We start from the raw sequence: 12,001 nt of genomic DNA on the forward strand, positions 1-12,001 counted from the left end.
GCCCTCGGCGAATGCTTACGGATCATCCACCCCAGCATCACCGCATTCACCAGATGCCACATGAAATGCGTGCCTATGGGGAAGATTGCGCAAACCGCATCATCCGCCATTCGAAAGCCCAGCGACACGACCAGCAGCCCTGCCCCGATCAGCAAACCCTTGCCGGTATCGCGGTCATTCAGCCACAAGCCATAACCCGCAATCAACACAGCCACGCTAAGATATAACGCATTTGCCCCCATACCGGGCAGGACCAGACTGACAGCCCAGCCAAAGCCCGCCGCGTATGGGAAAAACAGCAGCGTCACGCCCAAGGCTGCCAGACCAGAGACGCGAAAATAATCCCGCGTCGCGGCAAAGAGGTATAGCAGGATAAACCCCAAGATCGGCAGCACATCCGCCAGCCCCGCCCACTGTGTCGCATGGGTGTGCCACAGGAATGATCCCAGCCCGATCGCCGCCAGCACAACGGCCATTGCACGCGCCAAGGGCAAGCCGGCAGTCTGCCGCCAGACAAGTGCAGCCGCAATCACGAAGGCGGCGTTTGTCACAGCATTGACCGGCTCGCCCCAATACGCAAAGTCTGTGCGTTCACAATAGGCGATAACCTGTTCCTGAAGCATGCTCTCACCTTAAGCGCGCGAAGAAATCCTGTAGCAGGGCTTGCGCATCCTCTGCATCTATACCGTCATACACCTCGGGCGCGTGATGGCATTGCGCATGCGCAAAGATGCGCGGTCCCTGCGTTATGCCCCCCGATTTAGGGTCAGCGGCACCGAAATACAGCCGCCTGATGCGCGCATATGAAATCGCCATCGCGCACATCGGGCAGGGTTCCAGCGTGACATACAGATCATGGCCTGTAAGCCGCTCTTGCCCAAGGGCGGCGCAGGCCGCGCGGATGGCCAGCATTTCAGCATGGGCGGTTGGGTCGCTCAATTCGCGGGTGCGGTTGCCCGCAGCCGCCACAACCGCGCCCCGCTCTGAGACGATAACCGCGCCCACAGGCACTTCGCCCCGCAAGCCTGCGGCGCGGGCCTGCTCAAGGGCCAAAGGCATATATGTTCGAAAGCGGGTCATCTTGTGGCAGTCTTTGCGCTTGGGGGCAGTATATGCAAGCCCTCAATCAGCCTGCGCGCCATCACGGTGTCACGCTGTGCCGCGCGTCCAGATATGGACGATATCCGCACCGACCTGCCGGACGGCGTCCAGCTTGAACTGCGGGGCATCGTGCAAATGCGCCAGTTTCAGCGGCCCCAAAGCGGCGCGCCCCTCTGCGCCGATCATCTTGCCTGCCGAGAAGACGACCAGCTCATCAACCAGCCCCGCGCGCAGCAGGCTGGCTGCCAGATGGCCGCCGCCCTCGCAAAACACCCGCGTGATCCCGCGCTGGCCCAGTATTTGCAGCGTCTCGTCCGGCATCAACCCATCCGGATTGGCAGGGCATTCCAGCAATTCCGCGCCCGCATCGCGCCAGCGCTGGCGCGCGCCCGCATCTGCGCCCGCGCCATGCAGCAGCCAGACAGGCACCTCTTGCGCGCTTATGCCCAAGCGGCCGTGCACCGCGATATCCAGCCGAGGCGCGGCGACAATCCGCACAGGCTGATGCGTGATCCCAAGACCGCGCACGCGCAAATCGGGGTCATCCGCGCGGGCCGTGCCTGCGCCCACCAGCACCGCATCATGGCGCGCGCGCATCGCATGCACCATGCGCCGCGCCTCTGGTCCTGTGATCCAGCGGCTTTCGCCTGTGGCTGTGGCAATGCGCCCGTCCAGTGTCAGCGCCAGTTTCAGCGTCACCCAAGGCCGCCCCTGTTCCAGCCGCATCAGAAAGCCCGCGTTCATGGCGCGCGCGGCTGTCGCCTCGACATTCTCGACAACCTCCAGGCCCGCTGCGCGCAGCATCGCATGGCCGCGTCCGGCCACACGCGGGTCAGGATCGGTCAGGGCGGTGACAACACGAACCACGCCCGAGTTGATCAGCGTCTTGGCACAGGGCGGCGTCAGCCCGTGATGCGCGCAGGGTTCCAGACTGACATAGGCTGTGGCACCGCGTGCATCGCATTTGGCAAGCGCGACCGCTTCGGCATGGGGCCGCCCGCCCGGTTGTGTCCAGCCCCGCGCCAAAATGCGCCCATCGCGCACCAGCACGCAGCCGACCGCAGGGTTGGGCCAGACACGCCCAAGCCCGCGCGCGCCCAAGCCTATGGCCTGACGCATGTAGTGAGTGTCGCGCAAGGCGGTCAAGGTCTACTCTGGCTCTTTCGGTTCTGGCCGTAATTCCGAAACGAACTTGTCGAAATCATCAGCTTCCTGAAAATTCTTGTAGACGCTGGCGAAGCGGACATAGGCAACTGTGTCGATCCGCGCGAGGGTTTCCATGACAATCTCGCCGATCATCTTTGATGGGATGTCGGTGTCGCCCTGACTTTCCAGCCGCCGCACAATGCCCGAAATCATCTGGTCAATGCGCTCATGCTCTATGGGACGCTTTTGCATGGCAATACGGATCGAGCGTTCCAGCTTTTCGCGGTCAAAGGCTTCGCGCCGCCCATTGGTCTTGACCACCACAAGGTCACGCAGTTGCACACGCTCATATGTTGTAAAGCGGCCCCCGCAGGCAGGGCAAAAGCGCCGTCTGCGGATCGCGCCGTGATCTTCGGCGGGGCGTGAATCCTTTACTTGCGTATCGGTGTTGCCACAAAATGGACAGCGCATGTCCTCTCCCTCGGGTTTGATTATGCTTGCTCCGCAAACACTATAGGCAAACCCCGAGGGCTTGGGTAGCAACAAACGCACGCCACCAGATCATGGGGCGCGCCTGTTGCGTATCAGACTCAGGTGTGCAGCGCGCGTCAGTTCACGACGATCACGCGCGTCTGCTCCATCCCCTCGCTGCGGACCATGTCGAAAAACACCCGCGCATTGTCAGGATGCAGGCGCACGCAGCCCGCCGAGGCCGGACGACCAAGCCGGCTGATCTGGTCCGTGCCATGAATCGCGTAATGGCCGGAATAGAACACCGAATAGGGCATGGGCGCATTGTTGTAGCGGCTGGAGCGGTGATTGCGCGACAGGAATTGCGGGCGCCAATCGCCGGTCGGAGTGATTTTGCCGGTGCGGGCCGTCGAGACGGGCCATTCGTATAAAAGCTGTCCATGATGGTAGACATGCATCACTTGTTCACTGATGCTGACGCGCGCCACGACCCTGTCGGCCTGCGCAGGCATTGCCGGGGCAACTGCCAGAAAGAGCGCCAAAACCCAAAATGCGAAGCGTTGACTCATCTTCACCCCCATAATCATTGTTGTTCAAAATGCCCCCCAAGGCCATGCCAGTCGGTCGCAGCCAGAGATTCGAGTCAAGCGGATTCTTGCCAGCAAGATACATGTTTGCGAATTTCACGCTTTGCGCATCAACCCTCTTGCCAATTTTCGCATGAGATGGGACTAGAACGCGCATGACAGAACATCATGAAAAAAGACTCGCCCTGATTACAGGGGCATCGCGCGGGCTGGGGGCAGCCCTTGCCGAAACTCTGGCCGCACAGGGCTGGCATGTGGTCGCCGTCGGGCGCACGCTGGGCGCGCTGGAAGAGCTGGATGACCGCATTCAGGCCAAAGGCGGCAGCGCCACGCTTGCGGCGATGGATATCACCAAAGATGACGCCATGCGCCATCTGTGCCGCGATATTCATGACCGTTGGGGCCATGTGGATTTCTGGGCGCATATGGCGATCCATGCCCCCCCCATGTCGCCTGCCGATCATATCGCGCTGAAAGACTGGGAGAAATCCGTGGCGATCAATATGCGCGCCACAGGCTTTCTGATCCCGATGATTGCGCCTTTGCTGCTGGCCGCACCAACACGCGCCACGGCCCTGTTTGTGGATGACCCAGCCAGCACACAGAAATTCATGGGTGCTTACGGGGCCTCCAAGGCTGCGCAAATGGCGCTTGCACGCGCATGGGCGGCGGAATGCACCAAAACCGGCCCGCGCGTGCTGGTGGAAGCCTGCGCGCCCATGCCAACGGCCACCCGCGCAAGGTTCTTCCCCGGCGAAGACCGCAGCAAACTGACCCCGTGTCTGACCGAAGCCGAACGGCTGGCCGCGCTGATCTGATTGCGCAACAGGGGGCGTCGTGCGCGAATGCCCAGAGGCCCCGGATCAAGTCCGGGGCTATGTCCGCGCAAGCACATCAAAGCCCTGACCTGAATTCCACCATCAGGGCGCGCACCACCTCGCGCAGCCCCTCGTCATGATCCGCGCCCGCTTCGCGCGCGTCAGCATAGGTCGCGCGCTGGCGGTCTGCACTGGTGCCCTGTGCCAGAATATCCTGCGCCCCGCGCAGTTCATTCAGGCACCCCAGCACCATTGCATCTGCCTCCAGCAGCTCGATGAGTTCGGTGACCAGTTGCCCCATCGGAACCACCGCCCCCTTGCCGATGTCCAAAAGCCCCTCGCGCGGGCCATAGCGCTGCGCGCGCCAGCGGTTTTCGGCAATCAGGAACCTGTCATAGATACGCCAGCGCTGGTTGCGGCGGCGCAACTCTACCAGCATCCGCGTGATCGACTGGACCAGCGCGGCAATGGTCAGCGCATGTTCCATGACCGGCATCACATCGCAGATGCGCGCCTCCAGCGTTGGAAACCGGGCCGAGGGGCGGATGTCCCACCAGATCTTCGTTGTATCCTCGATCAGGCCTGCATTGATGATCATATCGACCGAGCGGCGATATTCGGCATGGCTGACAAAATCCGGCGGCAGGCCCGTGCGCGGCAGATTGTCAAAAATCGTCAGACGGTAGCTGTTCAACCCTGTATCCTGCCCGCCCCAAAACGGGGAAGAGGTGGACAGCGCCAGAAGATGCGGCAAAAAATATGTCATCTGGCGCATGATGTCGATGCGCAGATCATCATCGGGCAGGCCCACATGCACATGTGTCCCGCTGATCAGCATGCGGCGCACAACGCCTGCCAGATCGCGCGCAAGGTCATTATAGCGCTGCTTTTCTGTATGTTTGCGGCTGTGCCAATCGGCAAAAGGGTGGCAGGACACGGCCAGCGGGGCCATCCCGTATTGCGCGGCGCAATCAGCAATCGTGCGGCGCAAATGGCCCAGATCGGCGCGCGCCTCTGAAATGTCAGCGCACACCCCTGTGCCCACCTCGATCTGGCAGGCCAGAAACTCGGGCGATACCTTGTCGCCCAAGGCGCGCACACAATCGCGCATCAGCGCATCGGGTACATCGACCAACGCGCCGCTTTGGGCATCGACCAGAAGATACTCTTCTTCAATGCCAAGGGTGTATTCGGGCAGTCCATCTGACATGCGCCAAGCGTATCGCGGTTTTCAAACCTCGCAAGATATAATTGACGCGTCATATCCGGCGGCCTAGCACTATGGCATGACGATCCTGCATGAAGCCCTGCCCTTCGCCCCATGGACCAAACCCGCCGGTCAGCGCCTGCCCGGTGTTATGCCGCTGGCGCGCGCAGACTGGTTATATTGCGATGCACTTTATGCCCGGCAAATGGCCGAACGTGCCGCCCTGCTGGCATCGCGCCCGGATGATGTGCTGGCACTTAGGCCAGAGGCACAGCCCGCGGCCCTTGAAATGCTGGGTGAGGTTTTGCACGATCTGCCCATGCTGGGTTTCTCTGTCGGGCCGGACAGCGTTATGCGCCCCGATGGCGTGGCCATCCCACTTGATGAAACCCGCCCGCTCTGGACTTTGGGGCACTTGCTGCAAGCGGATTTCTGTTTGCTGCAAAAACCTGACGGCGCGCGCGAGCATGTGCTGACAGGGGCGGTTTTGTGCTTCCCCTCCAGCTGGACCTTGTCCGAGAAGATGGGCAAGCCCATGATGCGCATCCATCTGCCGGTGGACAGCTACGACACCCAGATGGGCGCACGGGTGCAGCGCATGTTTGACGCCATGCGCCCCGAACAGCCGCTATGGCGCGCCAATCTTCTGCGCTATACCAACCCCGCGCTGTATCAGCCCAAAGCGGAATTCGCCCCGAAAGAAAAACGCGATGGCGGTGCCTATATCCGGTCAGAGCGTCAATGCCTGTTGAAACTGCCGAAAACCGGCGCGGTGGTGTTTTCAATCCATACTGTCATCGTGCATCGTGACAGCCTGACGAAAGAGCAGCGCGCAGCGCTGGCGCAGATCGAAGGCCTAGCGTAGCCGCGCGCCAGAGCCTTGCATGCGCTGGCGCTGGTCAGGGGCGATCACAGGCCCCCGCAACCGCGCCGCGCGCGCCTGCAAGGCTGCGACACGGGCATCCGGTGCGGCCGTCAGGCGGGCTGTATTCGGCCCGTCGTCAACCTGCCCAAGGATGGCGCTTAGCGGCAGAAGGTGGGGCGTCTCGCCCTGCATGGCCGCTTGGCGCGGCGGCAGGTCACTGGGCGCAAAGCAGGCCGCCAGAACAAAGGGCGCAAGCCATGCGATGCGCCTTGCGCGCAGAGGCTGAAACGGCAAATTCTGAAACATCGCATCCCTGACAAAACCTGCGCGCACGATAGCGCGAGAGGTGCCTCAGGCGCAAGCGGGCTTGCGTCGGGGGCCGTTTCGCGCACAAATGCGCAGATATGGCGCGCAAGAAAAACTCCTCTGCCGATGTGACCGGCCCCCGCATTCGCGCAGCCGCGCTGCGACTGTTCGCGCGTCATGGCTATGCAGCGGTGTCCATGCGCCAGATCGCAACAGACGTGGGCGTGCAGGCGGGCACGCTGTATCTGTACACCGCCGACAAGCAATCCTTGCTGTTTGATCTGATGCACAAGCATATGCAGGACTTGCTGGCGGAACTGGACGCATTGCCACAGGCGCACAACCCGCTGGACGGTCTGGAGCAATTCACACGCTTCCACATCCGCTTTCACCGCGCGCGTAGCGATGCGGTGTTCATTTCCTACATGGAATTGCGCAATCTGGAGCCTGAGAATTTCGAGCGGATCGAGGCAATGCGCAGGCAGTATGAAGCCCATCTGGGCAGCCTGCTTGCGCGCGGCAAGGCCGAAAGGGTGTTTGACATATCCGACACCAAACTTGCTGCATTCGCCGTCATTGCAATGCTGACTGGCGTCAATACATGGTTCCGCGAAAGCGGGCGGCTGAGCCTTGCGGCGGTCGAAGATATCTATTGGCACATGGTGCGCAAAGCCGTGGGCGCGTGACGCGGCCCACCGGCAAACACCCGCCGGATTAAGACTCTGGTCACCTTGCCGGTGTAGTATGTGGCAAAACGCCCTGTCATTCATGCCGCGATTCGATATCATGTGACCGAGTTTGCGAAGCAATTTTCAAAAGCAGGCTCGATCAAAGGGAGAACCAAAATGCTGGACACCAAAGAGCCAGGCTTTCGTGAAAATGTTGATCTGATGTTCCGGCGCGCAGTGTCGCATCTGGACCTGCCGCCGGGGCTGGCTGCGAAAATCCAGATCTGCAATTCCACCTATACAGTGCGATTCGGGGTGCGGTTGCGTGGCAAGATCGAAACCTTTGTCGGATACCGCTCTGTCCATTCGGAACATATGGAACCCGTCAAGGGTGGCATCCGCTACGCGCCCGAAGTGCACCAGAACGAGGTTGAAGCGCTGGCCGCGCTGATGACCTATAAATGCGCGCTGGTCGAAACGCCCTTTGGCGGGGCCAAGGGCGGCTTGTGCATCGATCCGCGCAAATATGAAGAACACGAGTTGGAACAGATCACCCGCCGCTTTGCCTATGAGCTGGCCAAACGCGACCTGATCCACCCGGCCCAGAACGTCCCCGCCCCCGATATGGGCACGGGAGAGCGCGAGATGGCTTGGATCGCCGACCAATATGCGCGCATGAACACCACCGATATTAACGCGCGCGCCTGTGTGACGGGCAAGCCGCTGAATTCAGGCGGGATCAAGGGCCGGGTCGAGGCGACGGGACGCGGCGTGCAATATGCGTTGCAGGAATTCTTCCGCCACCCAGATGATGTGGCTAAGACCGGCCTGACAGGCAGCCTTGCAGGCAAACGGATCATTGTGCAGGGCTTGGGCAATGTGGGCTATCACGCCGCCAAATTCCTGCGCGATGAAGATGACGCCATCATCACCACGATTATCGAGCGCGATGGCGCGGTCAGCAATGCCAACGGGCTGGACCCGGACGCGTTGCGCGACTGGATCGTTCAAACCGGCGGGGTCAAAGGGTTCGAGGGGGCAGAATATACCGCTGATGGCGCCGCAATGCTTGAAGCAGACTGTGACATCCTTATCCCTGCCGCACTGGAAGGGGTGATCAATATCAACAATGCCGAACGCATCAGCGCGCCGCTGATTATCGAAGCGGCCAATGGCCCGATCACAGCCAATGCAGATGATATCTTGCGCGAGAAAGGCATTGTCATCATCCCCGATCTTTATGCCAATGCGGGCGGTGTGACTGTGTCATATTTTGAATGGGTCAAGAACCTAAGCCATATCCGCTTTGGCCGCATGCAACGCCGCAATGAGGAAGCGCATGCCATGACATTGGTGCGCGAGTTGGAACGGCTGTCTGCCGACAAGAATCTGGGCTGGGAATTGTCCCCCAACTTCAAACGCCGCTATCTTCAGGGCGCGGATGAATTGCAACTCGTGCGGTCTGGCCTGGATGACACGATGCGCACCGCCTACCAGTCCATCTCGGAAGAATGGCACCGCAGACCGGACGTCAAGGATTTGCGCACAGCCGCCTTTATCGTGGCCATCGAACGTGTGGCGGCAAGCTACCGCGCCAAAGGGCTTTGATCTGTTTTTTCGGCCTTGCGCGCCTGCACCTGCTGGCGCGCAAAGGCTGAATCGCGGTCGCGCAGCCCCAACAGGTTCGAAACAAGACGCATCAAACCGTCTTCCTGTTCATGGCGTTTGCCATCGGCCAGAATAACCTGCCACAAATCCAGCAGATATTCCGGCCTGTCCTCATAAGGGATCACATCCTTGATCACACGGGTCAGGTGGACGCTGTCGCCAGTCGCCGCTTCCAGCGCCTCGGCCTTGGTGCGCAGGGCTGCCACATCCCAAGGGCCAAGCCCGAAACGGCGCGCCAGCACCGCATCAACTGCATCCACCTGAAGCGCGTTGTAATCATCATTCGCGCGCGCGGCGCGCACCAACAGTGCGGCAAGCGCAACCTCTCCCGCCATAACAGGCTGGGGCGCGGGGGGGCCAAGGGGCGCAAAAAGCCCCTGTATCCATTTGAGTGCTTTTTCTGACATGCCCCTCATATAGACGGTGCTGCAAGAAACCCCAACCCAGCACGATCACAGTTGCTTCAAGCGCCGACAGGGTGCCCTTCAACCTCGCCTGTATCATCAGGGGTAAAGGTCAGGGCCAACCCGTTGATGCAATGGCGCTGGCCCGTGGGGGCTGGCCCGTCATCGAAAACATGCCCCTGATGGCCGCCGCAATTCGCGCAATGCACCTCGGTGCGGACCATGAAGAAGAAAGTACGGTCAATCTGCGTGCCAACCGCCCCCTCGATCGCATCCCAGAAACTGGGCCAGCCTGTCCGGCTGTCATATTTGGTTTCCGACCGATACAGCGCCTGCCCGCAGCCCGCGCAATTATAGCTGCCCACGCGCGCCTCGTTCAGCAGGGGCGAGCGTTCCCCTTTCAGGCTGTTCGAGAACGCAGCTTCTGTCGCATGGTCGCGCAACACTGCATATTGGGCAGGTGTCAGGCGCGCGCGCCATTCCGCCTCTGACAATGTGAAAGGAAATTCCCCGCCAGACGCCGCAGCACGCGCGCCGAACAGCGAAAGCCCCGTCGCCGCCAGAAATGACCGTCGTTTCATCATGCTATCCTTTCCCAATCTGTGGGTGTTACGCATCAAAGCCCATCTTGGTTTAACAAATAGCGCAAGCGGCGATCATGCCTTCAACAACCCTCTGTGATCTGTCATTATAACACCCATGAGTCTTCCCCCCGGTTTTCTGGATGAACTGCGCAACCGTGTTTCGATCTCGTCCATTGTCGGGCGCAAGGTCACATGGGACATGCGCAAATCCAATCAGGCCAAGGGCGATTTCTGGGCACCCTGCCCGTTCCATCAGGAAAAATCAGCATCCTTCCATGTGGATGATCGTAAAGGGTTTTATTACTGCTTTGGCTGCCACGCCAAGGGCGACACCCTGAAATTCCTGTGTGAGACAGAAAACATGGGCTTCATGGAAGCGGTCGAGGTGCTGGCGCGCGAGGCAGGTATGACAATGCCCGCCCGCGACCCGCGCGCCGCCGAAAAAGCCGACCGCCTGACCGAACTGGCAGAGGTGATGGAAGGGGCGGTGCGGTTTTTCAGAACACAGCTGAATTCCGGCGCAGCCAGTGCCGCGCGCGACTATCTGCGCGGACGCGGGCTGGACGCAAAAACGCTGGAGCGCTTCGAGATCGGCTTTGCCCCGGATACGCGCCACGCGCTTTGGGCGCATCTGACAGGCGCAGGCGTCAGCGCCGACAGAATTATTGACGCGGGCCTTGCCATTGCGCCCGATGATGGAGGCAAACCTTATGACAGGTTTCGCGGCCGCATCATCTTTCCCATCCGCGACACGCGCGGGCGGTGCATTGCCTTTGGCGGGCGCGCGATGGACCCGAATGCACGCGCCAAATACCTGAACTCGCCCGAGACAGAGCTGTTTGACAAGGGCCGCTCGCTTTATAATGCGGGGCCTGCGCGGGCGGCTTGCGGCAAGGACCAGCCCCTTGTTGTGGCCGAAGGCTATATGGATGTCATCGCGCTGGTCGAAGCGGGGTTCGCAGCCGCTGTCGCCCCGTTGGGAACCGCGATCACAGAAGACCAGCTGCGCATGATCTGGCGCATCTCACCCGAGCCGGTGATTGCCCTTGATGGCGACACTGCCGGTTTGCGCGCGGGCTACCGGCTGATGGATCTGGCACTGCCGCTGCTAAGCGCCGAGCAATCCTTGCGCTTTTGCCTGCTGCCCGAGAAGATGGACCCCGATGATGTGCTGCGCGCGGGCGGCCCAGGCGCGATGCAAAAACTGCTTGATGGTGCGGTTCCGCTGGTGCAGTTGCTGTGGCAGCGCGAAACCGAGGGGCAGGTTTTTGACAGCCCCGAACGCCGCGCCGCCCTTGATAAGCGGTTGCGCAATGCATTGGCGCATATATCGGACCAAAGCCTGCGCAGCCATTACGCGGAAGAATTGCGCCGCCTGCAATTTGCGTTTTTCAAACCACCGCGCGCCCGACAGGCCCCATGGACGCCCAAAGCGCGCGGCGCAAAAGGGTTTACGCCCCCCCCTGCCCATGCGCTTCAGGCCACACGGGCCACATTGCTGGCCAATGGCGACAGCGGCGATATTGCCGAGAGGATGCGCGAAGAGATCATTCTTGCCATCTTGCTGGCCCATCCTGCCTTGCTTGATCTGTTTATGGCGGATCTGGAACGCGCAGAAATGCGCGCCAGCGGGCATGAAGTCTTGCGCCAAGCCCTGCTTGCCCTGCCCGCCACAAAACCCGCACCCGGCGATGTGTCACCGCTTCTGCCCGACCCTGCCCGCCTAGAGGCGACACGCATTCTGGAACTGGGGCATGTCAGGATTGCGCCGCCTGTGCGCAATCGCAGCGACGACGAATTTGCACGCAAATGCCTGAAGGAAGAATTCGCCAAGCTGTTCTCGCGGCGCGGTGTTGCGCTGGAATTGCGCGAAGCCACCGAGGACATGGCAGAGCTGGCCGATGAAGGGCTGACATGGCGGTTACGTCAGGCCGCAGAATCGCGCAATCGGGCGGAAAGATCACAACTGTCCGATTCCGCCGATCTGGGCGAGGACCGCGCTGCTTTATCAGGTGAATTGCAGCGTCTGATCGAATCAGAAGTCTGGGTAAAACGGAAAAAGTAACCGAATCACGCCACCACCGTGCGGAACTCTGCGCAAAAATGCAGTCGGGAACTAGAAAATCACCTTCGTCTTGCCTAGATAGCACAGTGTAGGGCCGAGATTCGGGGCGAT

Annotated in this window: 14 protein-coding genes; 5 read left to right on the plus strand and 9 right to left on the minus strand. The window is 60.9% G+C overall.

Annotated features, from left to right (window positions below; genetic code table 11):
- The 5 genes from BG455_RS12255 to BG455_RS12275 all read right to left on the minus strand — a co-directional run.
- Window positions 1-623: hypothetical protein (locus BG455_RS12255; protein ID WP_071470296.1), on the minus strand; the 623-nt coding region annotated here is incomplete at its 3' end.
- A gap of 4 nt (window positions 624-627) precedes the next feature.
- A complete protein-coding gene (locus tag BG455_RS12260) occupies window positions 628-1,059 on the minus strand; it encodes a nucleoside deaminase (protein ID WP_245735544.1) in 432 nt (143 codons plus the stop codon).
- A gap of 90 nt (window positions 1,060-1,149) precedes the next feature.
- The gene (ribD, locus tag BG455_RS12265) at window positions 1,150-2,220 is read right to left on the minus strand and encodes a bifunctional diaminohydroxyphosphoribosylaminopyrimidine deaminase/5-amino-6-(5-phosphoribosylamino)uracil reductase RibD (RefSeq protein ID WP_071470298.1); all 1,071 of its coding nucleotides are present in this window, start codon (window positions 2,218-2,220) and stop codon (window positions 1,150-1,152) included.
- 30 nt (window positions 2,221-2,250) lie between these two features.
- Window positions 2,251-2,718: a transcriptional regulator NrdR gene (nrdR, locus tag BG455_RS12270; RefSeq protein ID WP_071470299.1), complete on the minus strand. Its 468-nt coding sequence runs from the start codon at window positions 2,716-2,718 to the stop codon at window positions 2,251-2,253.
- A gap of 137 nt (window positions 2,719-2,855) precedes the next feature.
- Entirely contained in the window at window positions 2,856-3,287 is a 432-nt protein-coding gene (locus BG455_RS12275) for a L,D-transpeptidase (RefSeq protein WP_071470576.1), read from the minus strand.
- Between the two features lie 173 nt (window positions 3,288-3,460).
- Between BG455_RS12275 and BG455_RS12280 the strand changes: the two genes are divergently transcribed.
- Window positions 3,461-4,123, plus strand: a complete 663-nt coding sequence (locus tag BG455_RS12280; protein WP_071470300.1) for an SDR family NAD(P)-dependent oxidoreductase — start codon at window positions 3,461-3,463, stop codon at window positions 4,121-4,123.
- A 76-nt stretch (window positions 4,124-4,199) separates the two neighbouring features.
- Here BG455_RS12280 and BG455_RS12285 read toward each other — a convergent pair whose 3' ends face one another.
- Window positions 4,200-5,333 carry a carboxylate-amine ligase gene (locus BG455_RS12285; protein ID WP_071470301.1) on the minus strand — a complete coding sequence of 378 codons (1,134 nt, stop codon included), beginning with the start codon at window positions 5,331-5,333 and terminating at the stop codon, window positions 4,200-4,202.
- Between the two features lie 76 nt (window positions 5,334-5,409).
- On the opposite strand from BG455_RS12285, the gene BG455_RS12290 reads away from it, so the two are divergent.
- Entirely contained in the window at window positions 5,410-6,195 is a 786-nt protein-coding gene (locus tag BG455_RS12290) for a heme-dependent oxidative N-demethylase family protein (protein WP_071470302.1), read from the plus strand.
- Here the strand turns inward: BG455_RS12290 and BG455_RS12295 are convergent.
- Complete coding sequence (locus tag BG455_RS12295) at window positions 6,187-6,501, minus strand: hypothetical protein (RefSeq protein WP_111361128.1); 315 nt, start codon at window positions 6,499-6,501, stop codon at window positions 6,187-6,189. The two genes, BG455_RS12290 and BG455_RS12295, sit on opposite strands and share 9 nt — an antisense overlap.
- Before the next feature lie 98 nt (window positions 6,502-6,599).
- On the opposite strand from BG455_RS12295, the gene BG455_RS12300 reads away from it, so the two are divergent.
- Window positions 6,600-7,187: a TetR/AcrR family transcriptional regulator gene (locus BG455_RS12300; protein ID WP_071470304.1), complete on the plus strand. Its 588-nt coding sequence runs from the start codon at window positions 6,600-6,602 to the stop codon at window positions 7,185-7,187.
- Window positions 7,188-7,346: 159 nt separating this feature from the next.
- Window positions 7,347-8,777 carry a Glu/Leu/Phe/Val family dehydrogenase gene (locus BG455_RS12305; RefSeq protein WP_071470577.1) on the plus strand — a complete coding sequence of 477 codons (1,431 nt, stop codon included), beginning with the start codon at window positions 7,347-7,349 and terminating at the stop codon, window positions 8,775-8,777.
- Here the strand turns inward: BG455_RS12305 and BG455_RS12310 are convergent.
- Together BG455_RS12310 and msrB are read right to left on the minus strand one after the other, a co-directional pair.
- Window positions 8,756-9,244: a tellurite resistance TerB family protein gene (locus tag BG455_RS12310; RefSeq protein ID WP_071470305.1), complete on the minus strand. Its 489-nt coding sequence runs from the start codon at window positions 9,242-9,244 to the stop codon at window positions 8,756-8,758. The genes BG455_RS12305 and BG455_RS12310 overlap by 22 nt on opposite strands.
- 56 nt (window positions 9,245-9,300) lie before the next feature.
- A complete protein-coding gene (gene msrB, locus BG455_RS12315; protein WP_071470578.1) occupies window positions 9,301-9,822 on the minus strand; it encodes a peptide-methionine (R)-S-oxide reductase MsrB in 522 nt (173 codons plus the stop codon).
- A 118-nt stretch (window positions 9,823-9,940) separates the two neighbouring features.
- Between msrB and dnaG the strand changes: the two genes are divergently transcribed.
- Window positions 9,941-11,890 carry a DNA primase gene (gene dnaG / locus BG455_RS12320; protein WP_071470306.1) on the plus strand — a complete coding sequence of 650 codons (1,950 nt, stop codon included), beginning with the start codon at window positions 9,941-9,943 and terminating at the stop codon, window positions 11,888-11,890.
- Window positions 11,891-12,001: the final 111 nt, after the last annotated feature.

Origin of the sequence: Roseinatronobacter thiooxidans (genome assembly GCF_001870675.1) — a bacterium.
GTDB lineage: Bacteria > Pseudomonadota > Alphaproteobacteria > Rhodobacterales > Rhodobacteraceae > Roseinatronobacter > Roseinatronobacter thiooxidans.